Source organism: Sphingobium sp. (assembly GCF_032153725.1).
Lineage (GTDB): Bacteria > Pseudomonadota > Alphaproteobacteria > Sphingomonadales > Sphingomonadaceae > Sphingobium.
In genome coordinates this window covers 27034-48490 of record NZ_JALDYQ010000033.1, presented here as the reverse complement: position 1 = coordinate 48490, position 21457 = coordinate 27034, and the positions used below count along the sequence as shown (strand labels likewise).

At 63.1% G+C, this 21457-nt stretch carries 22 protein-coding genes and 2 pseudogenes; 14 read left to right on the top strand and 10 right to left on the bottom strand.

Features of this window, described 5'->3' with window-relative positions:
• Positions 1–8 precede the first annotated feature (8 nt).
• Positions 9–2303 (bottom strand): annotated as a pseudogene (gene uvrA / locus RUH75_RS12465) (excinuclease ABC subunit UvrA); the annotation flags it as partial.
• A gap of 126 nt (positions 2304–2429) precedes the next feature.
• Here uvrA and RUH75_RS12460 point away from each other — a divergent pair.
• Together RUH75_RS12460 and RUH75_RS12455 are read left to right on the top strand one after the other, a co-directional pair.
• The gene (locus RUH75_RS12460; RefSeq protein ID WP_313806331.1) at positions 2430–3002 is read left to right on the top strand and encodes a septal ring lytic transglycosylase RlpA family protein; all 573 of its coding nucleotides are present in this window, start codon (positions 2430–2432) and stop codon (positions 3000–3002) included.
• A gap of 564 nt (positions 3003–3566) precedes the next feature.
• Positions 3567–3911, top strand: a complete 345-nt coding sequence (locus RUH75_RS12455) for a UrcA family protein (protein WP_313806329.1) — start codon at positions 3567–3569, stop codon at positions 3909–3911.
• 101 nt (positions 3912–4012) lie between these two features.
• Here the strand turns inward: RUH75_RS12455 and RUH75_RS12450 are convergent, their stop codons facing one another.
• A complete protein-coding gene (locus RUH75_RS12450) occupies positions 4013–4750 on the bottom strand; it encodes a LytTR family DNA-binding domain-containing protein (RefSeq protein ID WP_313806327.1) in 738 nt (245 codons plus the stop codon).
• Positions 4751–5863, bottom strand: a complete 1113-nt coding sequence (locus RUH75_RS12445) for a histidine kinase (protein WP_313806325.1) — start codon at positions 5861–5863, stop codon at positions 4751–4753.
• A 151-nt stretch (positions 5864–6014) separates the two neighbouring features.
• Between RUH75_RS12445 and RUH75_RS12440 the strand changes: the two genes are divergently transcribed.
• From RUH75_RS12440 to RUH75_RS12420, 5 genes are all read left to right on the top strand, one after another.
• On the top strand, positions 6015–6242 hold the full coding sequence (locus RUH75_RS12440) for a hypothetical protein (protein ID WP_313806323.1): 228 nt from the start codon (positions 6015–6017) through the stop codon (positions 6240–6242).
• Positions 6243–6322: 80 nt separating this feature from the next.
• A complete protein-coding gene (locus RUH75_RS12435) occupies positions 6323–6574 on the top strand; it encodes a hypothetical protein (RefSeq protein WP_313806320.1) in 252 nt (83 codons plus the stop codon).
• 146 nt (positions 6575–6720) lie between these two features.
• Positions 6721–7080 carry a LysR family transcriptional regulator gene (locus RUH75_RS12430; protein ID WP_313806318.1) on the top strand — a complete coding sequence of 120 codons (360 nt, stop codon included), beginning with the start codon at positions 6721–6723 and terminating at the stop codon, positions 7078–7080.
• Between the two features lie 109 nt (positions 7081–7189).
• Positions 7190–9538: a TonB-dependent receptor gene (locus tag RUH75_RS12425; protein ID WP_313806316.1), complete on the top strand. Its 2349-nt coding sequence runs from the start codon at positions 7190–7192 to the stop codon at positions 9536–9538.
• Positions 9539–9727: 189 nt separating this feature from the next.
• Positions 9728–10276 (top strand): hypothetical protein, encoded by a 549-nt coding sequence (locus RUH75_RS12420; protein WP_176596128.1) that lies wholly within the window; start codon positions 9728–9730, stop codon positions 10274–10276.
• A 139-nt stretch (positions 10277–10415) separates the two neighbouring features.
• Here the strand turns inward: RUH75_RS12420 and RUH75_RS12415 are convergent, their stop codons facing one another.
• Positions 10416–10784 (bottom strand): hypothetical protein, encoded by a 369-nt coding sequence (locus RUH75_RS12415; RefSeq protein WP_313806314.1) that lies wholly within the window; start codon positions 10782–10784, stop codon positions 10416–10418.
• A gap of 26 nt (positions 10785–10810) precedes the next feature.
• Here RUH75_RS12415 and RUH75_RS12410 point away from each other — a divergent pair, with 26 nt between their 5' ends.
• From RUH75_RS12410 to RUH75_RS12400, 3 genes are all read left to right on the top strand, one after another.
• Positions 10811–11038 (top strand): SDR family oxidoreductase, encoded by a 228-nt coding sequence (locus RUH75_RS12410; protein ID WP_313806343.1) that lies wholly within the window; start codon positions 10811–10813, stop codon positions 11036–11038.
• A 388-nt stretch (positions 11039–11426) separates the two neighbouring features.
• Entirely contained in the window at positions 11427–12416 is a 990-nt protein-coding gene (locus tag RUH75_RS12405) for an ABC transporter substrate-binding protein (RefSeq protein ID WP_313806312.1), read from the top strand.
• A 192-nt stretch (positions 12417–12608) separates the two neighbouring features.
• Positions 12609–13103 carry a hypothetical protein gene (locus RUH75_RS12400; RefSeq protein WP_313806310.1) on the top strand — a complete coding sequence of 165 codons (495 nt, stop codon included), beginning with the start codon at positions 12609–12611 and terminating at the stop codon, positions 13101–13103.
• A gap of 230 nt (positions 13104–13333) precedes the next feature.
• Here RUH75_RS12400 and RUH75_RS12395 read toward each other — a convergent pair whose 3' ends face one another.
• Positions 13334–14470, bottom strand: a complete 1137-nt coding sequence (locus RUH75_RS12395) for a hypothetical protein (protein WP_313806308.1) — start codon at positions 14468–14470, stop codon at positions 13334–13336.
• 326 nt (positions 14471–14796) lie between these two features.
• Positions 14797–15141 carry a hypothetical protein gene (locus tag RUH75_RS12390; RefSeq protein ID WP_313806306.1) on the bottom strand — a complete coding sequence of 115 codons (345 nt, stop codon included), beginning with the start codon at positions 15139–15141 and terminating at the stop codon, positions 14797–14799.
• Positions 15142–15167: 26 nt separating this feature from the next.
• Here RUH75_RS12390 and RUH75_RS12385 point away from each other — a divergent pair, with 26 nt between their 5' ends.
• The 4 genes and pseudogenes from RUH75_RS12385 to RUH75_RS12370 all read left to right on the top strand — a co-directional run bounded on the left by RUH75_RS12385 (position 15168) and on the right by RUH75_RS12370 (position 16924).
• Positions 15168–15620 carry a hypothetical protein gene (locus RUH75_RS12385; RefSeq protein ID WP_313806303.1) on the top strand — a complete coding sequence of 151 codons (453 nt, stop codon included), beginning with the start codon at positions 15168–15170 and terminating at the stop codon, positions 15618–15620.
• A gap of 160 nt (positions 15621–15780) precedes the next feature.
• Positions 15781–15989 (top strand): annotated as a pseudogene (locus tag RUH75_RS12380) (helix-turn-helix transcriptional regulator).
• Positions 15990–16197: 208 nt separating this feature from the next.
• The gene (locus RUH75_RS12375) at positions 16198–16377 is read left to right on the top strand and encodes a hypothetical protein (RefSeq protein WP_313806346.1); all 180 of its coding nucleotides are present in this window, start codon (positions 16198–16200) and stop codon (positions 16375–16377) included.
• Entirely contained in the window at positions 16349–16924 is a 576-nt protein-coding gene (locus RUH75_RS12370; protein WP_313806301.1) for a MarR family transcriptional regulator, read from the top strand. The genes RUH75_RS12375 and RUH75_RS12370 overlap by 29 nt, the downstream gene beginning before the upstream one ends.
• 79 nt (positions 16925–17003) lie before the next feature.
• On the opposite strand, the gene RUH75_RS12365 is transcribed toward RUH75_RS12370, so the two are convergent.
• Genes RUH75_RS12365 through RUH75_RS12350 form a run of 4 tightly spaced genes read right to left on the bottom strand, consistent with a single transcriptional unit; the run spans position 17004 to position 21412 of the window.
• Positions 17004–17780 (bottom strand): alpha/beta hydrolase, encoded by a 777-nt coding sequence (locus RUH75_RS12365; protein ID WP_313806299.1) that lies wholly within the window; start codon positions 17778–17780, stop codon positions 17004–17006.
• Positions 17781–17799: 19 nt separating this feature from the next.
• On the bottom strand, positions 17800–18651 hold the full coding sequence (locus tag RUH75_RS12360) for a hypothetical protein (protein WP_313806297.1): 852 nt from the start codon (positions 18649–18651) through the stop codon (positions 17800–17802).
• On the bottom strand, positions 18648–19946 hold the full coding sequence (locus RUH75_RS12355) for an MFS transporter (protein WP_313806295.1): 1299 nt from the start codon (positions 19944–19946) through the stop codon (positions 18648–18650). Before RUH75_RS12355 ends, RUH75_RS12360 begins: the two co-directional genes overlap by 4 nt.
• On the bottom strand, positions 19943–21412 hold the full coding sequence (locus RUH75_RS12350; protein ID WP_313806293.1) for a carotenoid oxygenase family protein: 1470 nt from the start codon (positions 21410–21412) through the stop codon (positions 19943–19945). The genes RUH75_RS12355 and RUH75_RS12350 overlap by 4 nt, the downstream gene beginning before the upstream one ends.
• Between the last annotated feature and the right edge of the window lie 45 nt (positions 21413–21457).

Genomic DNA, 21457 nt, shown 5'->3' with positions numbered 1-21457 from the left:
TTGAACTAAAAACGGCCGGGCTTGTAGCCGCGCGCCTGGCTCTCCGGGAGGCCGGCGAACCAGTCGCGGATGTTGGTGAAGGCGCCCGTGTAAGTCGCCGGGTTGGAGCGGGGGGTGCGGCCGATGGGCGACTGGTCGATGTCGATCACCTTGTCGCAATGTTCGAGGCCCGTCACCTTGTCGTGGGGACCGGCGACTATGCGGGCGCCGTTGAGGGTGCGGGCGGACGCGGCGTAGAGGGTGTCGATGGTGAAGCTGGACTTGCCTGAGCCCGAGACGCCGGTGATGCAGGTGAAGGTGCCGAGCGGGATGCTGGCAGTGACGTTCTGCAGGTTGTTGGCGCGGGCGTTGTGGACGGTGAGCTTCTTGGCCGATCCCTTGCGGCGCTTGGGCGGGACTTCGATGCGGCGGGTGCCGTTCAAGTAATCCGCGGTCAGGCTGTCGCGGTGGGCGAGCAGTTCGTTCAAGGACCCTTGCGCCACGATCTCGCCGCCGTGGACGCCTGCGCCCGGACCCATGTCGACGATATAGTCGGCGGTGCGGATCGCGTCCTCGTCATGCTCCACGACGATGACGGTGTTGCCCAGGTCGCGCAGGCGTTTCAAGGTGATGAGCAGGCGGTCATTGTCGCGCTGGTGCAGGCCGATCGATGGTTCATCGAGGACGTAGAGGACGCCGGAGAGGCCGCTGCCGATCTGGCTGGCGAGGCGGATGCGCTGGGACTCGCCGCCGGACAGGGTGCCGCTGGTACGGTCGAGGTTCAGGTAATCGAGGCCGACATTGTTGAGGAAGCCGAGGCGTTCGACGATTTCCTTGAGGATGGCCTTGGCGATCTGGTTCTGCTGGTCGTTGAGGTGGGTGGGGAGGGTCTGGAAGAAGCGGAGCGCGTCGATGACGCTGCGGCGGGTGGAGAGGGAAATGTCCTCCCCGGCGATCTTGACCGCGCGGGCTTCGGGCTTGAGGCGGGCGCCGTCGCATGTCTCGCAGGGCATGGCGGTTTGGTATTTGCTCAGTTCCTCGCGCATCCAGGCGGAGTCCGTCTGGAGGAGGCGGCGGTTGAGGTTGCCGATGACGCCTTCGAAGGGTTTCCTGACCTCATAGCTTTTCTTGCCGTCGACGAAGCGCAGGGTGACGGGTTTGCCGGCGGTGCCGTGGAGGATGATGATCTTGACCTCCGCAGGGAGATCTTGCCACGGGGTTTCGAGGGAGAAGCCGAATTCCTTGGCGAGGGAGCCCAGGACCTGCATGTAATAGGGGCTGGGCGGGTTGGATTTCGCCCAGGGGACGATGGCGCCTTTTTTGAGGGTCAGGGCTTCGTTGGGGACGACGAGTTCGGGGTCGAACTCCTGCCGTTCGCCCAGGCCGTCGCAGGCGGGGCAGGCGCCTTGCGGGGCGTTGAAGGAGAAGAGGCGGGGTTCGATCTCCGGAATCGTGAAGCCGCTGACGGGGCAGGCGAATTTTTCGGAGAAGACGATGCGGTTTTCCGGAACGCCAGCGTTCTTCATTTTGCCGGGCGTTGGCGCAGGCCCACCCCCGGCCCCTCCCGCTTGCGGGAGGGGGGAAGTGAGGTCGGCGACCGTGGCATCGGCCAGGTCGACATAGGCCAGGCCGTCGGCCAGTTTCAGGGCTTGTTCGAAGCTGTCGGCCAGGCGGGTGGACATGTCTTCGGTGACGGCCAGGCGATCGACCACGACTTCGATGTCATGCTTGTATTTCTTGTCGAGGGCGGGGGCGTCCTCGATCGCGTAGAGTTCGCCGTCGATGCGGACGCGGGTGAAGCCGGCCTTCTGCCATTCGGCCAGTTCCTTGCGATATTCGCCCTTGCGGCCGCGCACCACGGGGGCGAGCAGGTAGAAGCGGGTGCCCTCCGGCAGTTGCATCACGCGGTCGACCATCTGGCTGACGGTCTGGGCGCTGATGGGGAGGCCGGTCGCCGGGCTGTAGGGGATGCCGACGCGCGCCCAGAGGAGGCGCATATAGTCGTAGATCTCCGTCACCGTAGCGACGGTGGAGCGGGGGTTTCTGGACGTCGTCTTCTGTTCGATGGAGATGGCGGGGGAAAGGCCCTCAATATGTTCGACGTCGGGCTTCTGCATCATCTCCAGGAACTGGCGGGCATAGGCGGAGAGGGACTCGACATAGCGGCGCTGGCCCTCGGCATAGATGGTGTCGAAGGCGAGGCTGGATTTGCCCGAGCCGGAGAGGCCCGTGATGACGATCAGGCTCTCGCGCGGAAGGTCGACGTCCACGCCCTTGAGATTATGTTCGCGCGCGCCGCGCACGGAAATGGTGGTGAGACTCATGGGGCGTGTTGTTCCAGATTTGTTCTTCAAGGGCAAGACAGGGTTCGGGCGAGTAGATAGGGTGATGGCGGCGAAAGGATAGGGGGGCGGCTTTTCTCCATGGCGGGGCTGGGCTAGGGCCGGGGGATGAGCGGGAATTGGGTTCGGATGCGATATGGCTTGCTGGCGGCCGTGGTGGCGCTGGCCGGCTGCGGCGGGGGCGTGACGTACCGGCCGGTCAGCGACGTGCCGGTGCGGGTGGGAAAGCCCTATGCGGTGCGGGGCGTGACCTATGTGCCTGCGGTCGATCCCGGCTATGATCATCTGGGCTATGCCAGCTGGTACGGGAATGAGAGCGGGAACCGGACCGCCAATGGAGAGCGCTTCATGCCCCGGGCCGTGACGGCGGCGCATGCGACCCTGCCTCTGCCAAGCTATGTGGAGGTGACGTCGCTGGAGACGGGGCGGACCATCCTGGTGCGGGTGAACGATCGGGGTCCCTTTGCCGGGAGGGGGCGGATCATCGACCTGTCGCGGGGGGCGGCCGAGCAGCTGGGGATCAGGGCTGTAGGACATGCGCCGGTCAGGGTGCGGGTGGTCGAGCCGCCGGAGAAGGAGCGCAGGAGGCTGCGCGAGGGGAAGGAGGCGCCGGGGCGGCCGACCGTCAATGCCGCGACGCTTGCCAATCTGCGGGCGCAGCTGGCGGCGCAGGGGCGCTGATGTCGTTTGTCGATGACGGGCTGCGGTTCGTCGCCGGTGGATGCCGCCGGGCGCGATCGGTCGACGGATCATCGAATGGCAAAAACGGTTCGTCGGCTCTGGCGCTATGATGCAGGCGAAATCGCGATGGGCGGCACGGGATCAGAGGGCGCGGATCGTCTAACCAGTGCCGTTTCGCGCGTGACAGTTTCAAAAAGAGATCCCGGAGAGCCCGACAGCTTCCTGGATGCACCCCCGGCCTGTCCCTTGCGCCGGGGGTGCTTTTCATATGCGCCGCCTGCGGGAAGACTGTCATTTTACGCTACGGAAGCCTTGTTTTCTTAATGTAAAATTGTCGTTCGTCCCATCCTGACTGCACTTTGTCGAGAGGCGCGTCGTTGGCCGATGCGGAGGGGCGCCGGTCGAAAGCGAAAAGCGACGCATTTGCAACCCGCGTACACCGGTCGGGCGAAGACAGCAGGGGCGATCTTCTTTTCGGGGCCCATTCTTCTCTTCGCTTCAGGTCCGCCGCAGGTCCCTGTGGGGCCGGACCTGCCAAAGCAGATCGTTGAGGAGACTATTGCCATGACCGCCATCAAGTTCGCCGCCGCCTTTGCCGCCATCGCCGCCCTGGGCGCGGCCGGTAGCGCTTCGGCCATCGAATTCGAGTCCAACGGGAAGAGCGTCGAGGTCAGCTATCATGACCTGGACCTGTCGAAGAAGGGCGACCAGCGCCTGTTGGATGCCCGGATCAAGCGCGCCGCCGAGAAAGTGTGCCCGACCAGCGACAGCAGCGCCGCGATCAGGAAGTGCCAGCAGGTCGCCGCCGCCCATGTGCGCAGCTCGGTGGAACTGGCGATCGCCAAGGCGCAGAGCGGGGAACGCTATGCCGATATGGGCAAGGAGAAGCCGGTCGGCGCCGGGAACTGAAACCCGCCTGGAATCGGATGAAGGAGAGGCCCGGGCGACCGGGCCTTTTCGCGTCCGGGGAAGGGGAATGATGACCTGCGCCCGATTTAACGTTGCATATCCTAGCGGCCGGTCAGCGCGCGGGCGTTGGCGAGATAGGTGCGGCCGATCCGGATTTCCGTGTCGTCGCGAAGGCAGGCGGACCAGACGCCGCTGCCGTCATGGCGCAGCCGGGCGATATGGCCGCGGCGCACGATATGGGATCGATGCAGCCGGACGAATTGTTGCGGGTCCAGCCGGTTTTCCAGCGAGCTGATCGTCTGGTGCAGCAAATAGCTGTTCTGGCCGACGTGCAGGCGCATATAGTCGCGTTCCGCCTCGATCCGGTCGATCTGGGCGGCGCCGATGCGGATCAGTTCGGAGCGGTGAGGCACCCAGAATTCCTCGGCCCATTCGGTTTCGGTGCCGGGGACAGAGGCGGGAGGGGCGCGATTGCCGAGCGCCTGTTCGACGCGGTCGATCGCGCGGGAGAGGCGTTCATGGGCGACCGGCTTCAGCAGATAGTCGACGGCGGCCAGGTCGAAGGCTTCGACCGCGAAGCCTTCGAAGGCGGTCACGAAGATCACGGCGGGGCAGATGCCCATGCGCGAGGTCGCCCGCGCCACGCCGATGCCGTCCAGCAGCGGCATGGCGATGTCCAGCATCACCAGATCCGGCTCCAGCCCCTCTATCAGCCGCAGCGCGGCCTCGCCGTCGCTTGCCGTGCCGACCAGCCCAATGCGCGGCTCGCGGGCGCAGAGCATCTGAAGGCGCTCGACAGCGAGGGGTTCGTCGTCGACGATCAGGGTGCGGATGGTCATTCAGCAGCTCCGGCGGATGATCGGCAAAGTGAGGTTCACGGTGAATCCACCCCCTGTTCCGGGGCCGTGATCGATCCGGCCCCGATCGCCGAAGCGGGCGGTCAGGCGGTCGCGCACATTGGCAAGTCCAATGCCGCTGCCCGCATCGGCCTTGCTGGGCGGCTTGTCCCCATTGTCGGTGACGCTGAGGTGGAGCATGCCATCCTCCTCCCGCGCGGCGATGGTGATGGTCACCGGGCTGGAGGTGCGCGACACGCCATATTTGATCGCATTTTCGACCAGGGGTTGCAGGATGAGGCCCGGCACGCAGGCATTCAGCAGCCCGGCGGGAATCCGGATGCAGGTCGAGAGGCGATCGGGGAAACGCACGGCCTCGATGTCCAGATAGAGCTTCTGGAGATGGACCTCCTCCTCCAGCGACACGTCTTCGAGCGGGTCGCCGGTCAGGCTGGTGCGATAGAAATTGGAGAGGGAGAGGATCATCTGTTCCGCTTCGTCCCGGCGGTCCTTCATGACCAGCGAGGAAAGCGAATTCAGCGTGTTGAACAGGAAGTGCGGGTTCACCTGATAACGCAATGATCGCAGTTCGGCCTGTTGGGCGGCGCGTTCCAGCCGGTCGGCCCGGCGTTCGACGCGATGGGCTTCGCTGGCATAGGAGAGGGCGAGGTACAGCCCGGCCCAGGCGGCGAGGAAGAAATAGCGGCTGATCGCGTCCTCCACGATCTGCATCAGGGCGAAACCCTGTTCATTGGCATATTTCTGATAGTCGGAATCCGGGAAGAGCGAGGCCGGATCGTAGATGTTGAAGACGTAGAAATTGGCAGCCGCCGTCGCCAGCGCGAAGGGCGCGGCCAGGGTGAAGGTGGCGACGATGCGCGCGATCAGCGGCTTGCGGTCGAAACGGCGCAGGCACAGATAGAGGACCCAGGTGACGACGATGCCGATCGCCGTCACCACGGCGCGGCGGGCGGCCATGGTGCCCTGCGCCTCGAAGCCCATGACCGAGGCGCGCAGGGTCACCAGCATCGCGTAGAAGAACCAGAAGCCGAGTATCGAATAGAGCGCGACCGTCGGCGGCACGCCCGGCGCGCCGTCTTCATTTTTCATGTTCATGGGGGAAGTCTAGGCCAAGGCGGAATGGTTGTCGCCCCTGACCCCTGAAGCTGGTCGAAGGGTTCCATGCGTTGGTCGATGGGGGAACCGGCGCCGCGTGCCGCCCGTTGATCCGGTGAGGCGCCTCCAACGCGCCCGCGAGGAGAGCATGATGAGCGACAAGACCGATATCCGCCCCAACAGCCGCGAGGAAGCGGGCGACACGCGCCCCACCGATGCGCAGGATCATGCGGTGACCCCCGAAGAGAAGCTGGACGAAGGCCTGAAGGACAGCATGGACGCGTCCGATCCGCCAGCGGCCACGGCGCCCGGCGATCATGGCGATCCGGTGCCGTCTTCCGGTTTTCCGGAGGGAGAGGATAAGAAGGACCGGCGATAGACGGGCCGGGAAATCGTGATATGATCGGTTCGGAAGGCGGTCGTGAAGCAGCCTTCCGCAGGTGAGAGGAGCCTTTTCATATGCCGACTTCCGCCACTCCCGCGATCGAGCGCATTGCCCGCGTGCTGGCGGGGCGTCAGCTCAGCCTGAATGGCGGGGGCAGCGATCCGCATGCGGCGAGCGCAGTCGATGCCAGCTGGAAGGATCATGTCGACGATGCCTATGCGATCCTGCACACGTTGCGGGAGCCTGATGCGCAAATGGCGCAGGCGGGCGACGTGACGGTGTGGCGCAGCATGATCGGCGCGGTGCTGGAGCGCCGTGCCGGCTAGGGATTGGGTTGTGGCTGGATGGGCATTGGGGGATGTTTGCGCTTCCCCTCCCCTTCAGGGGAGGGGCTTTAACTTCCGCCCAGCCTTATATCGCAATCTTGCGTCATGCATTGGCCCGTCGCGCTGGCCGTGGCATAAGCGGCGGCATGAGTGGGCCAGCGCTGAAGATCAAGATCCAGATTTATTGCGGCGAGGAAATCGCCATGGGGCCGGGCAAGGCCGACCTGCTGGATGCGATCGCCGGCGAAGGGTCGATCTCGGCGGCCGGGCGCAAGCTGAAGATGAGTTATCGGCGGTGCTGGATGCTGGTGGATGTGATGAACCGCTGCTGGGCCATGCCGCTGGTCGCGACGTCGAGTGAAGGCGCGCGGCTGACCGATTATGGCGTCGGGATATTGGCGCGCTACCGGGCGATGCAGGCGGCGGCGGCGGGCATTGCGGATGCGGCGCACTGGCCCGATCTGGCGGCGGAGGTGCGGTTGGAGCCGTTGCCGGCACAGGCCTGACAAGGACGCGCCCGGCATCTGCTTTGGCCGAATTCGCTATATACGAATATATATAGCGAATCATGTGATGCCCGTGTAGGGGCTTCCCCCGACGACAAAGGGGGGCATCATGAAATTCGGTTCACATGGGGTGTTGGCGGCTGCTTTGGCTTCAGTGGCGTTTCCGGCGGTTGCGCTGGCGCAAGTGCCGGACGCTGAAGGCGCGGCGGAGGGCGCGATCATCGTCACGGCGCGGCTGCGCGAGGAGGACCCGCAGCAGGTGCCCGCTTCGCTGAGCGTCGTGGGCGGCGATGAACTGACGCGTACCTATACGGTCAACACCAACCAGCTGAGCCAATGGGTGCCCGCGCTCAATTACAGCTCGGCCAATCCGCGCAACACCAGCTTCACCATTCGCGGCCTGGGGTCGAGCGTGGTGGCGGTGAGCCAGGCCAATGATGGGCTGGAGCCGGGCGTGGGCTTCTATGTCGACGGGGTCTATCATGCGCGGCCGGCGACGGCGGCATTCGACTTTGCCGATGTCGAGCGGGTGGAGGTGCTGCGCGGGCCGCAGGGCACGCTGTTCGGCAAGAACAGCACGGCCGGCGCCATCAGCTTCACCACGAAGAAGCCCGGCTTCGATTTCGGGGCGGAGGCGGAGCTTTCCTATGGCAGCCGCGATTTCGTGCAGGCCAAGGCTGCGGTGACGGGGCCGATCGCGGGCGATGTGTTGGCGTTCCGGCTGTCGGGATCGGTGACGCGGCAGGATGGCTATGTGTGGAATGTCGCGCGGGGCGAGCATCAGAATAATCTTCATAATGACGCCATTCGCGGGCAGTTGCTGTTTCAGCCTTCGCCGGATTTTTCGCTGCGGCTGATCGGCGACTGGGCGAATTTCAGGAATAATTGTTGCGCGCAGGTTTTCGTCCGGGTGGCGCCGACGCTGAAGCCGGTGGCGCAGCGCTATGCTTCGCTGGCGGCCAATGCGCCGGGCGGGGCCTATGCGCCGCCGAGCACCAATCCCTATGATCGGGTGACGGATAATGATGCGCCGCTGGGCGTCGACACCGATGAGGGCGGGGCGTCCGCGACGGCCGAGTGGAAGCTGGGCGGGACGACGCTGACCTCCATCAGCGCGTGGCGCTTCTGGAACTGGGATGCGGCGAACGATCGCGACTATACCGGGCTGCATATCCAGACGACGCAGCATATTCCCTCGCGGCAGGACCAGTATAGTCAGGAATTCCGCATCGGCTCCAACGTGCCGGGCAGGCTCGAATATGTGGCCGGGCTTTATTATTTCCACCAGAAGATCACGGGGCGGCCGATCAGCATTTATGGGCCGTTGGCGACTTACTGGTTGCTACCGGCCAGTGCGACGCGGACGTCTTCCCTGCTCGACGGCTATCAGACCGACGGGCGGACCGATTTCCGCAGCGAGAGTTTCGGGATTTTCGGGGAAGTGACCTGGCGGCCGGTGGCGCGGCTCGCGGTGACGGGTGGGCTTCGCTATACCTATGAGGAAAAGGACGGCGTCTATGACGTGCGGACTTTTGGCGGGGTGGCGCCGACGGCGGCATTGCTGGCGGACCAGCAGTCGATCCTGCGGGCGCAGAGCTATAGCGCGCATAATGGCGATGGCAGTGCTTCGGGGCGGGCGAATGTCGCCTATGACCTGACTGATGGGATCATGACCTATGTCAGCTTCGCCAAGGGGCAGAAGTCGGGCGGGATCAACATGTCGGGCCTGCCGGTCAACGCCTCCGGCCAGGCGGTGCTGACCACGGCTGTGGTGCGGCCGGAGACGAACACGACCTGGGAGGCGGGGTTCAAGACGCGGTTCTTCGGTGATGCGCTGACTTTCAATATCGACGCCTATCATATCGATGTGACGGATTTTCAGGCGAATATCGTGGACAGTTCGGCCACGGTGGCGCTGCGCAGCTATCTCGCCAATATTCCCAAGGTGACGGTGAAGGGCATCGAATTCGACGCGGCGGCGCGAATCGGGTCGCGGCTGACGTTGCGGGCTTCGGGAGCCTATGCGGACGGGAAATATGCGAGCTATCCCAAGGGCCCCTGTCCGATCGAGAGGACCGGCACGGGCACGGCACAGTGCGATCTGTCGGGGCAGGGGATGCCCGGCCTGCCGAAATGGGTCGGTTCCGCCGGGGGCGAATATCATGTGCCGCTTGGTTCGGGCGACTTGTTCCTGCGGGGCGACGCCGTGACGCGGACGCGGGTTTTCGGGGATGCGACGGGGTCGGCCTATACCATCATCAAGGGCTATACGCTGGTCAACGGCAGCGTCGGTTATCGCACGCCGCGTTGGGAAGTAGCGGTGTTCGCGCGCAACCTGTTCGATAGGGACTATATGCAGAATCTGACGGTGCAGGCCGGGAATAGCGGGCTGATCGTCGGCACGCCGAGCGAGCCGCGCACCATCGGCGTGACGTTGCGGACGCATCTGGGTGGATGAGCCGCTCTGGTTTTTTTGTTATCGCATCGTTTCAAGCGATGCTCTGTTGGGCGCATTCCCGAAATTACATGTTGCGCTGCACAAAGAAAAGTGATTCCATATGCATGTCGGGCGGAACCGGCGCTTAAGCTTGCAGTAACCATATCGGGCGCATGTTCTGCTTACGACTTGAAGTCGGAGGGCAAGAGCATGGGCACGAGTGCAAGACCAGCGGACGGGGCCATCACTCTGGCGGAATTGCGTGAATTCGCCAGTTTCCCGGCCGCTACGCAGCGTTATATCCGAAGATCGCTGGATATCGGCCTCCACCGGCGCGACGCCATGAAGCTGTGGTCGCGCGACATGGTGGAGGAAGCGAGCATCCGCGCGCAGGCACGGATTTATGGGCGGCTTGAGGAGATCAAGGCGCGCGTCCCCGATGACAGCGGCCTGGACCAGATGGAGCCGTTCATGGCGCCGCTGGTGACGATTTCGGCCTTCGATCTGGGGCAGGACCGGCTGTGCAGCTTTTCGGCCTATCGCTTCTTGTACGAGCGGTTGCTGGGGGCCGGGGCGCGGCCCTGGTTGCCGGGCGCGTTCTGCGCGGCGGCGAGCCTGCCGCATCTGCATCCGGAAAAGCGCCGGGCGCTGCTCCAGTCGATCAGCGAGGCTGCGGCGACCGCGGTGGGCTGGTCGAATCGGGAGCCGACCTTCTATCCCGAATGGGTCGAGAAGGTCGATCTGAGCAAGGCGAACTGACCGTTCCATTGCGCGCCCGTCCGGGGGGAGGGGCGCGAGAGGAAGGCGATCATGACGGCGCGGCGGGCTGGGGCCTGCTGCGCCGTCGCCTTTTCGGGAGGTGACTGAGGCGATGAAGAGCCGTCCCTCCATGAGGTCATCAGGCCATTGCAAATCGTATTGGTACCGTCTTGGGACCACTTGTCTGGAATCCGCACATCGAACGGATCGGCCCCGCCAGTTCGAGCGTCCGGATGTGCGGCAGAATCTCCTCGAACAGAAGACGCATTTCGAGCCGCGCCAGATGCTGGCCCAGGCACGCGATATCATCGCCGGGATGGGCGACGCGGTTGGCGTGCACGCCCTGGGAATAGCCAAAAATCTCCGCCATGAAGTTTTGCGCGACTTCGGTCGACGTCTGGCTGCCTCCCTTCGCTCTCGAAAATTCCGGATCCATGACCCCGAACAGTTCCAGAGTCAGGCGGAGAAGCTCCTTTTCATCACTTTCCGGTACGCCCATCAAACTCATCACGACACGCAGCGGATAGGAGGGGCATCCGGGTGAACGCCGTTCTGCCAGGGATTACGATGACCAGCATGGGGCAGGACGTCATGGAGGTCGGCGAAGAGGTCAAGGCTGCGCTTGAGAATATGTGCCCGATGGGCCGCATCGCTGAGCCCGGGGAAGTTGCGGAGGCAGCCCTTTTCCTGGCGTCAGACAGGGCAAGCTTCATCACCGGCGCTGGTCTGGTCGTGGACGGCGGATCGTCGGTCGGGTGCTAGGGTGTGTGGGGATTCAGCCCTGACGGCCTGCAGATGGTTGAAGCGAGGCGCATGACTCGCTTCAATCTTCGCGCTTCCGGTGCTCACATGATTTTGAGCACGCTGCGCTCCAGCTTTGGTTTTCGCATCGTTTCAGACGCATAACCGGTTCGCTTTTGCGCACGATGCTCTCAAGCATTTCTAATGGTTCGCTCAGCATTGCTTGTGGGACTTATCTCTACTGATGAAATAGATAAATGCCCAACCGATGCCGGAAGGACAAATATGAAGCTGTTACGTTCCCTGGTTGAATCCTGGAGCCGCCTGCGCCGTGCAGCGCGGCGTGAATTTCTGCGTGACCCCGACCTGATCCTGTTCGATCGGGCTGGGCCGAAGCAGGAAAGTGCCGGTGGCCGCTAAAAGCTGGTCGCGGCGTCGATTTCTGGGCGCCGGAGCGGCATCCGGTCTGTTGTTGGCGGGATGCAGCGCCGGTCGCCATGGCCGCCCTCGCCTGCGCGTCGCGATCACCGGCAAGGGGGAAGGCGATACGCGGCTGCTGTTCAGGGCGGCCGGGATTGCACCCAAGGGTTTCGATCTGGGCTACAGCGAATTTCAGTCAGGCCATCTGGTGGTGGAGGCGCTGAACGGCGGCTCCCTCGACTATGGCGGGATGAGCGAGATTCCGCCGATCTTCGCCGCAGCATCGACGATCCAGAGTTTCCGGCAGATTGCGGTCGCTCATGGCGACGTCAACAATCAGGTGGTGTTGGTGCCGAAGGGGTCCAGGGCGCTTTCCATCGGCGATCTCAAGGGCAAGCGCGTGGGCTATGTGCGGGCCACCACGTCGCACTATTTCCTGATCCGGATGCTGGAGGAGGCCGGGCTGCGATGGGATGACATTACGCCCGTCGCGATGGGCGTGTCAGATGGCGCGGCCGCCTTTTCACAAGGGGCATTGGATGGCTGGGCGATTTACGGCTTTCCGATCCAGCGCGCGATAGCGACCGAGGGCGCCCGCATCCTGCGCACCGCCCATGGCATATTGTCGGGCAATTATCTGGTGTCCGCTCATGTCGATGCGCTGGCCGATCCGGAACTGGCGGAGATCATCGGTGAGTATCTGGTGCTGGTGCAGCAGGCCTATGGCTGGGCGGCGGCGAACCAGGATGAATGGGCGGGCATCATCGCCCAGGATATCGGCGTGCCCCGCGATCATGTGGTGGACCAGTTCCGGCGCAAGAGCGCCAGCTATGAGCTGCGCCCCGTGACCGATGCGGCCATCGCTTCGCAGCAGCAGGTGGCGGACCTCTTCTTCGCGCAGAAGCTGCTGCCCAGGGCGGTCGATGTGCGGCCCCTCTGGGACGCGCGCTTCAATCCATCCATTCCGAAAAGAGGTTGAAAATCATGGCCAGCCAGGCCCTTGCTCCCGAAGCCCCGCTCCCTGTCCCGATCGGAGCCGACCATCTGGATCGGATCACCCGGCAGCTGGCGGAAACGGCAGAAAGCTATGATCGGAGCGCGGAATTTCCCCGCGCCAATTTCGACCCGCTGGGGCGGGAGGGGCTGATCAGCCTCACCGTTCCGATCGAACATGGCGCGCGGCGCATCCCTGTCCGAAGCGTTACGCGTGCTGGGCGCCGTGGCCCAGGGGGAACCCTCGACAGCGCTGATCCTGTTCATGACCTATGATTGCGATGGGCGGCGGCGCAAGGGGGTTTGTTCGGGCTTCATGGCGGATCAAACGACGGCGGAGCAGCCCGGCCTGTTCCTCCAGCCCTCGACCCATTTCCATCCACCCAGCGATATGACGCGCGCCATGATCATGGTCGGCCCCGGCACCGGCATCGCGCCTTTCCGTGGTTTCCTTCACGACCGTCAGGTCCATGGCGCGAGTGGCTCCAACTGGCTGTTCTTCGGGGAGCAGCATGAGGCGAGCGATTTCTCCTATCGCGACGAGATCGACGGCTGGCGGCGGAGCGGCCATCTCGACCGGCTGAGCCTAGCCTTCTCCCGCGATCAGGCCGACAAAATCTATAGGACCGGCGCTATGTCAGGGACGTCTATTGAGAAAGACGATCAGGCATAGCGGGACGCGGTGCCATTGACCTGGCAAACCGCATCCCACCAGTCGGTGATCGCGCCCATTTCCGGTGGTAGCGTCATGAAATAGGGAGCGGCGAACCGCGCCCCTACCATTCAGAGGGCAAATTTTCATCCTCACGTGCAGACGGTGCGCCTTTCCATCTACGGAGCCTGTGAAGCCGATATCCTTAGCCAGCCCAGCAAAGGCATCGGGATTTAGCAGCGCGTTTCCCGCTACGCCCGCAGCACCTTGATATCCTTGAGATGTAGAAGAGCTTTGGCGTCCAGCCCGTTTCTGAAGAAAAAGCGCTTGCCCTTCACGTCACCGAAAAACTTCTTGTAGCGATCAATCGTCACGTCAGCATCTCTGCCACCGGTAATAACGGTGATATTTGGCCGATCGCCCTCTGTCAGTTGGACCCGCTTCAGTAGATGTTTGAACTCGAAATCGGCTGCAGGCATCGAATAGCCGATAAAGACCCAGTCGGCGGCCCCCTTCAGATATTGCTCTGCCGTTCGCCAACTGGCCGAGTGCATCGGAAAATCAAGCGCCTTGCGATAGCTGAAGGTTGCAAACCGCGTGCCTAGGCTCTGCGTATCGCAATGGGGGCAAGCAGGGGTCCGGATCGCAGGAAGCTTGGACTTTGGCTTCGGCAGTACCGCCCAGTCCTGCCGACGGAACAGGGTCTGTGCCACCTGATCGGTATCGCTCGGCGGCACCCAGAAGGTTTCTCGACACGCATCGCAGTAGAGCCAGTTCACCGATCCGTGCGGCTTGAGAATGTGCAGCGTGTCGCCTGCGAGCGGACGATCGATCAGATTGTTGCCATCGAACATGACAGCCCGCGCATGACATCCATAGTCCACGCGCCGAAGCGTTTGGGCGCGTGCCATGCCACGCTCGAACACCGTGTCCCAGTTCATGCTCAGAACCGCGCTGATATCGGCTCTGAATCCGTCGAAGAATGTCTCTAGCGCTCTCCAGCCGGCATCAGGCGAACGCTGCCTGCGCTTATACGCTTGAGAAAGCATCCGAATCATCCGCACGATGATTGCACGACGAACCACGCGCAGATCGGCCGCTGAATAATGCGGACCAAGATGATGGCCGGTATTGGCGGACAGATCGACGAGCGTGAAAATGTCCTCGAGATCAGGCCAGTCGTCCGGGTTGCGGGATGCGCCCTCGCCAAAAACCTGGTCAGCAAAGCTTTTAATGAACGCGATTTGCCGTGCGCTGGGGCCATCAGCGACCACGCGTCCCAAACTCAACAGTTCTTTGGTGAAACCACCAGCGAGCGGAAGGCCGGCACTGAAGGAGAAGCCAGCACCGACGATCACAAGATTTCCCGGATCAAATTCTTTTGCCAAGTCGCCCCCTCCGCGCCGTATCGTATCACCAATCACGAAACGAAAAAGGCTTAGCTGTAAAAGCAGTAGCCTTCTCCCCGTCACGGCCCCTTACATCATGGCCGGTTCGGTTCGGCGTCAAAGTCGCCTTCCAAATTCTTGGTAGCCATCACGCTTTGGATCGCGTTGCTGCTGAGCATCACTCTGTGTCAGATCGACCTAGTGGATTGATTTTGACATTTGCGTCCCGCCATCCGGATAGCACGGTATCAAATGTCAGAATCGGACCACTAGATGTCCATCACGACCATCTAACCGACCATTTCAAATCGATCCTGCATGCCAAGCTAGGGCCGCAATGGCGCGCCGTCATCCCGCCAGACACAGCCCATCTCGAAAAACTCGGCGCGAGGCTTGTCGCCCGCTTCGAGCCGTGCACGGTCTGCCTGGACTGCAACGGCGCCGACGGTGCTGTGAAGGCGAAGCTGCGGGAAATCCCTCGGAGCTTCAGTTTCCGGCCTAGTGAGATTCGCCGCTTCATAACCGTGCGTCCCAACGCCGAGCATCAGATCGACGTTGAGGCCGCCCGCGCGATCTTCGCCGAAGCGCGTCTCGATTTCGAGCGCAGGCTCGGCCTCATCGCAATACTGGCCGCGATGACGCTGGCCGGCGAGATGACGCTCGAGCCCCATCTATTCTGGGGGGCAATCCGATGGGAATGTACCGCCATCTCCACAACTGGTTTCTGCGCGAATGTCCCGAGCAGCACACCACGGTCTTGAAGGATGTCGAAGCCTTCGAGGCTCGTTCAGTATCACGCGACGGCGTGGCGACGGCGGAACGCAAGAAGCCCCGCACCGTCATCCGGCCGATCGAAGCCGAAATTGCGGCCTATGATGGCGGTGGCGCTTCCGATCTATGGCAGGCCGCGCCACCCGACTGGCGGTGCCCAGCCTGCGGACGCGACCGCGTAGACATTCTGCGTCGCTCGAACAATCGTAAGCGACCCTGGGCGGGAAAGCTTGTCCGCCATACCGAATACATCATTATGGATTTGGTGCCGGATGACGAGGATGCAGAGTTCGCGGTCGATCCTTTCATCGATCGCCACGAGTTGCACTTGATCTGCCTCGACTGCTCGACGATCCTTTCCGCCTCCCGGCGAGCGTGAAGTGATGACCGGGATGGATCGCAGGGAAACGATCTTCGCCAAGGACAATCTGCTCACTTACAGCCGGTCAGTCATTCAGCCCTCTTGCCGAGGGAGCGGAGCCGCCCGATGCTGACCTTTTGGGGCGTGTGCAACAGCATGAACTTGAAAGAACTGCCCCATGAACAATCCTGATCGTATCATCCGCATGAAGACCGTTCTGGCCCGCACCGGGCTTTTCCGCTCCACCCTTTATCGCAAGATCGCGGAGGGGACGTTCCCCAAGCAGATACCGATCAGGTTCCAGGCGCGGGCTGGCACGAATCCGCCGTCAATCGCTGGATCGCCAATCCGGCCGCCTACCGGGAGGAGGGTTGTGCCTCGGGATGATTGGTCGCGTATATTTCCGGTTTGATGTCGACGACAGAGAGCCTTATCGGCACGGCAAAGCTCAACGACATCGATCCGCAGGCCTAGCTCGCGGACGTCCTCGCGCGGATCGCCGACATCCCCAAAACCGTCTCCAAGAACTGCTGCCCTGGAACTGGCGCACCGTCGAAGATCAACGCGAAGCCGCCTGATCCGCGGCCCTCACCGAATGCCTACTCCCGTTCTCCAGATACTGCGTACCGAAACCTTCGAGGAAGCGCTCAGCTATCCAAGCCGGCATCAATATGGCAATGGCGTCGCCGGTGGCGCTGCGAGCCCCCTATTCTTGACCCCTTCGCTCCTGTGCGTTGCGCCGGTGCGTGACCGCGCCTATGAAGGTTATGAATGAGACAGAAGATAGTAATGACATGAAATTTGCGCAGAAGGACGGAGGTGTGGAGGGTGTAGTGCCTGATAAGATATCGCACCGATCGGTCGCTAGCAAAGATCGCGCGTTGGCGAACGCATTGGAGCTTAATCTGGCGGATGAGCTGGATCAGGCTGTCGGTTTTTGGCTACGGCGCGCGGTTAGCGTCGCGGACACATTGTTTGCCGAGGTTTTTTCTGCGTTGAATATTACGACGCAGCATTATGCCATCATCATGTCGATCAGGAGCAATCCCGAATGTCAGTCGTCCGCCCTGTCGGCGCTGCTCAACATCACGCCCAACAATCTGGTGCCCCATATCGATGGACTTGTTTCACGCGGCTATGTGCGGCGCGTGGAGGGCAGCAAGGATCGCCGGGTCAAGCATCTGCGCCTCACGCCGGAGGGTGAGGCGTTCGCGGAGTTGCTTGCGGAGAAACATGAGGAAATTCGCGCCCGCATCAGGGCTCGTCTGGGCGCGAAGGAGCAGGTGAAGCTCCTCCAACTGTTGCAGTCCTATTGCGGTTGAGCCGGGTTGGCACCTGATCCGGCAGATGGCGCAAAAGTGGGAACCGATTTTGCGCTTGAAACGATGCGATAACAAAGAACTAGAGAGCGAGATGCTGCGCCAATTCGGCGTTGAACGCTGGGGCATTTTCAATGTGCGACAGATGCGCGGCTTGGGGCAGTATGGCGCTGCGGCCATTCTGGACGCTCGCCGTTATGACTGGCAACGATGCGCCGCGCGGACCATCTTCGGCGCCCCCGATAACGAGGGTAGGGGCCTTGATCCGAGCCAGTGCATCGCGCAGGTCCACGTCGCGCAGCACGTGCGTATTGCCGACATAGCCGGAGATCGGCATGCCTGCCATATGGTTGACTAGCGCGGCCACTCGATCAGGATGGGCCGAGCGGAAGCCATCGCTCAGCCAACTGCTGATCGTGGCATGCGCAATGTCCGCCATGCCCTCTGACCGCGCCTTGGCGGCCAGTTCGTCCCAGACCGGCTTGTTGGGTATGAAAGGCGTGGTGTTCGCCAGCACCAGCCGGCCGATCCGGGCAGGGTGCTGCGATGCCAGCCACATGCCGGTCATGCCGCCCTGCGACACGCCGACGAAGTCCACCCGATCCAGCCCTAGCGCGTCGAGGATTGCGAGCGCGTCCCGGCCGAGCATCTCGACCGAATAGTCGCCCTCGGGCGCTTCGCTGAGGCCATGGCCGCGCGTGTCGAAGCGGATGACGCGCCGTCCGGCAAGCAGCGGCATCTGGCCGTCGAATGTCTCCAGCCTGCCGCCGAGATAGTGGGACAGCATGACAGGCACATCGTCATCCGGCCCCTCCACGACGACGTGGAGACGGCAACCATTGCTGGTGATGAAAGGCATGGATCAAAACTCCGTAAAGTCAGGCGGGCCAGCGCGTGGACGGCGTCCAGGGCGAGGGCATATAATAGGGGATGGCGATGAAAGTGGCCTCGATCGCGGTGATGCGGCCAGCCTTGATCTTGAACAGTTCCAGCACGCTCCAGCTGTGCGGTTCGCGGAAGATCGACTTCATTTCGGCGCCATCTGTCAGGGTGTAGCTGTCCAATACGCCCTTATGGTCGATGAAGGCGCGGCTCATCACCAGTCCGCGCTCCTCATCCACCACCATGAAATCCCGGTCGCGTACCCGTTCGTTGAAACGGTAGCGGCCAAGGCGGAAGAGATGCTCCACATCCGGGAAGGCCATGCCGTTTTCGAAACGGGTGCAGTCGGGCGAGAAGGCGGTGTCGCGGATTTCGCCGGTGTTGTTTTCCAGCGTCGACCAGTAGCCGTTCGCGATGGAGACGAGGTCGGCGCGGGTCATGCGCTGGTCCACTTCGACCAGTTCGACCAGGTCGGGATCATGCGCGAAATCCTCCACCGCGCCGATCGGCGTGGGTGGACCGGACAGGTTGCGGCGCGTCGAGAGGATATGTTCGGCTTCGGTGATGAGGCCATCCTCTACCCGCAGCCGGACGGCAAGGAAACCGGGCACATCAAGCGTGCGGATGGCGGTGAAGATGCCGATCGTTCCGCCCGTCACATCCACCAGCGTGAGGGCGGGCCCGACCTCCTCCGCCACCGTGTCCCAGCTGCCGTCGGGGAAGGGGAGGGCGACGTTATTCTCACTGAAGCGGATGCGTGGAGAGATGGGCGCGGCGGCCGGATCGTGCGCGACATAGGCGGCCCGATACCGGTCCGCAATGGAGTGGAGCTTTGCAAATTCGCTCATATCTGTGCCCCTGCATGGGTCATGTCGCTGCGGATGTGGCGGGCCGCCCATGCCAGGATGAAGGCGGCGACGAAGGCGCAGGCCCCGCCCAAGATCATGGAGTAACGGATCGCGTCGGCGCCGTAGGTCACTGCCCAACGGTCGTTCAGCCAGCCGATCGCCAGCGGGCCGACGATCTGCCCCACCATGTTGACGCAGAACAGGAACAGCGCGGTGGTGGTCGCCCGCATGGAGGGGGGCACGATTTCGGCCAGTGCCGCATAGACCGGCCCGAAATGAATCACCCCGGCGAAGGACGCGACGGCAAGGCCGGTGAAGGCCAGCGGCAGATTGTCCGACAGCAGGAAGATGAGTTCGGCGGGCATGGCGATGGCCGCGCCGATGGCCGGGATGATGAGCAGCCAGCGCTTGTCCTTGCGCGCGGCCCAGCTGGTGATGGCGCCGCCGAAGATGACGCCCGCAATATTGGCGAAGCCCTTGATCGGGCCGAAGCTGGCGCCGGCCTGAGCCGGGTCGAAGCCATGGACGCGCATCAGGAAGGTCGGGGTCCAGGTGAGCACGGCATAGGCGTTGATGGCGAGCAGCGCGCCTGCGAAGCAGATCCAGCCGAAGCTGCGACGGGTACGCAGATGCGCCCATATCTGAGCCAGCGGCAGGCGGACCACGACCGCCCCCCGCCGCGCTGGTTCGGGCACGGTCAGGAACAGCAGCGTCGCCATCAGCAGGCCAACTGCGCCCGCGATGAAATAGGTGACGCGCCAGCCATGATGCTGCGCGATCAGCCCCGCGACGGGCAACATCACCAGCGCCGCTATGCCCGATCCGGACGTCATGATCGACAGGGCAAGTGGCCGGTTGCGGGACGTGAAGCGGTCGGACAGCAGCGCTGTGCTCGGTGCGATCCCCGCCGCCTCTCCCGCGCCCATGAGGAAGCGGGTGAAGGCCAGTTGGGCGACATTGGTGACCATGCCGGTCGCCACCGTCATCAGGCTCCAGGCGGTGCAGCCCACCGCCAGTATGTTGCGGCGGTTGGAGCGGTCGGCCAGCCGCGCTATTGGCACGGCAAGGCCGGAATAGAGCAGCACGAAGGCAAAACCGGTGATGAGGCCCAGCATCGTGTCGGACAGATGCAGGTCCTGCTTGATCAGCGGCAGGACGATGCTCAGGATCGTGCGGTCGAGGAAGTTGAGCGCATAGATGATGGTGACGACCACCAGCGTGTAGATGGATATGGGGGTCCAGCTGCCATCGGCGACCGCCGATGCGTGCGTCGGTGCGGTATCGACCCTGTTCATGCCTCTCGCCCGAAATTGAGTTGTTCGTCGCTATACCAGCGGCCATGCACCTGTACATTCGACCTGAAGGGCAGGATGACGCGGCCCAGCGCCCCGTCTTCCGGGTGGCTGGCGTCCACCACCACCAGTTCGGTGCGCATGTCCGCATAATTGTTGGCCGTTCCGATCAGCCAGCCGTCGCCTTCCTCCGCATCGGCGTGGCGCGGCACGAACGTCACTTCCTGAAGCGCATGAGTCGGCCCCGCATAGAAGGAGCGCATGGTCCGGTCCTTCATGTCGAACACGCCATAGCTGTTGGTGATGCGGCGGATGCCGGTTCCGACCCGGTCGCGGTCCAGCGCTTTGCTGCCGTCGTTGAAGGATGTGTAGGCATATCGCATGTCCTGCCCCATGAACCGCTCGTCGACGCGACCCAGATCGATGACGGGCAGGCCGGGGAAGAGTATCTCCTCGACATAGCCGTCATCCTTCGACGCGAGGTCGAAGGTGAGGCGGCGGATCAGGGACTGGCTCTTGACCGGGTCCCATTTTGATCCGTCGGCGAAGGGGAAGAAAGGGAAGGGGTTCGTGTCGAAGATCGGCGCCTCCAATATCACCTTGCCCCCTTCGGTGCGGGCGTTGAAGGTGTGGACGATCGCGCGGTTCGGCCCCTTGAACCAGCGCAAATCCTTCGCCTCGCCATCGCGGGGGAGGATGCCGAACCAGGTGGGGGCATTGCTGTCCCATGCCCAGTGGATTTGGCCGCTGCGCAGCCGCTCCTCGCTGGTCACATAGCCGAAGACGGGGAAAATGACATGGCTCTGCGTGATCGCCCAGTCGTGGACCATGCTGACATAGGGAACCTTCAGCCGCACTTCGCGGCTGACCGCGCCCTTGCGGTCGATGACATAGTAGAAGAGGTCGTCGGTGGCGAGGCCGGTCGCCTCATAGCCGAAGGTCAGCAACTCGCCCGTTTGCGGATCGATCTTGGGGTGGGCTGTGAAGGTCTGGCTGTTATAGCCGCCACCGAAATCGTGGAATCCGCGCGTTTCCAATGTGACCGGATCGATCTCCACTGGCCGCGCATCTTCCTTCAGCGCGAAGAGGCGTCCGGCATGGGCCTCCACGCTGGTGTTGGCGACGGTGTTGCGCCACGGCTCGTCGACATGTGCGACCTGCGGTTCGCAGTCATGGGGATTGCGGTAATAGCCATAGAGCTGCCGCCCCGCCGCGCGGTTGTTGCGATAGCGCTCCGTCTCGATCCAGCGGCCCTTGTAATCGACGCGGCCGTTGCGGAAGCGGAAGCGGCTGACATAGCCGTCCTGGTTGAACAGGCTGTCGTCGCGATGCTTGGGCGGATAGGCCCAGTCGCCGCCCACGCGAATGAACGCGCCGTTGAGCCCGGCCGGTATGGTCCCTTCGATCTGGCAGTCGATGACGTCTGCTTCAAAGGCCTGGGGTGCGAAAAAATCGGTCGTCTGCGACATGAAAGGTGAATCTCGATATATCTGGGGAAAGGGCGCCGCGGGTCG

Excerpts from the sequence above, each read along its gene's own strand:
- RUH75_RS12460 (WP_313806331.1), top strand. The coding sequence starts at position 2,430 with ATGAGCGGGAATTGGGTTCGGATGCGATATGGCTTGCTGGCGGCCGTG.
- RUH75_RS12455 (WP_313806329.1), top strand. The coding sequence starts at position 3,567 with ATGACCGCCATCAAGTTCGCCGCCGCCTTTGCCGCCATCGCCGCCCTG.
- RUH75_RS12450 (WP_313806327.1), bottom strand. The coding sequence starts at position 4,750 with ATGACCATCCGCACCCTGATCGTCGACGACGAACCCCTCGCTGTCGAG.
- RUH75_RS12445 (WP_313806325.1), bottom strand. The coding sequence starts at position 5,863 with ATGAACATGAAAAATGAAGACGGCGCGCCGGGCGTGCCGCCGACGGTC.
- RUH75_RS12440 (WP_313806323.1), top strand. The coding sequence starts at position 6,015 with ATGAGCGACAAGACCGATATCCGCCCCAACAGCCGCGAGGAAGCGGGC.
- RUH75_RS12435 (WP_313806320.1), top strand. The coding sequence starts at position 6,323 with ATGCCGACTTCCGCCACTCCCGCGATCGAGCGCATTGCCCGCGTGCTG.
- RUH75_RS12430 (WP_313806318.1), top strand. The coding sequence starts at position 6,721 with ATGAGTGGGCCAGCGCTGAAGATCAAGATCCAGATTTATTGCGGCGAG.
- RUH75_RS12425 (WP_313806316.1), top strand. The coding sequence starts at position 7,190 with ATGAAATTCGGTTCACATGGGGTGTTGGCGGCTGCTTTGGCTTCAGTG.
- RUH75_RS12420 (WP_176596128.1), top strand. The coding sequence starts at position 9,728 with ATGGGCACGAGTGCAAGACCAGCGGACGGGGCCATCACTCTGGCGGAA.
- RUH75_RS12415 (WP_313806314.1), bottom strand. The coding sequence starts at position 10,784 with ATGAGTTTGATGGGCGTACCGGAAAGTGATGAAAAGGAGCTTCTCCGC.
- RUH75_RS12400 (WP_313806310.1), top strand. The coding sequence starts at position 12,609 with ATGGCGCGCGGCGCATCCCTGTCCGAAGCGTTACGCGTGCTGGGCGCC.
- RUH75_RS12390 (WP_313806306.1), bottom strand. The coding sequence starts at position 15,141 with ATGGGGCTCGAGCGTCATCTCGCCGGCCAGCGTCATCGCGGCCAGTAT.
- RUH75_RS12385 (WP_313806303.1), top strand. The coding sequence starts at position 15,168 with ATGTACCGCCATCTCCACAACTGGTTTCTGCGCGAATGTCCCGAGCAG.
- RUH75_RS12375 (WP_313806346.1), top strand. The coding sequence starts at position 16,198 with ATGCCTACTCCCGTTCTCCAGATACTGCGTACCGAAACCTTCGAGGAA.
- RUH75_RS12365 (WP_313806299.1), bottom strand. The coding sequence starts at position 17,780 with ATGCCTTTCATCACCAGCAATGGTTGCCGTCTCCACGTCGTCGTGGAG.
- RUH75_RS12360 (WP_313806297.1), bottom strand. The coding sequence starts at position 18,651 with ATGAGCGAATTTGCAAAGCTCCACTCCATTGCGGACCGGTATCGGGCC.
- RUH75_RS12355 (WP_313806295.1), bottom strand. The coding sequence starts at position 19,946 with ATGAACAGGGTCGATACCGCACCGACGCACGCATCGGCGGTCGCCGAT.
- RUH75_RS12350 (WP_313806293.1), bottom strand. The coding sequence starts at position 21,412 with ATGTCGCAGACGACCGATTTTTTCGCACCCCAGGCCTTTGAAGCAGAC.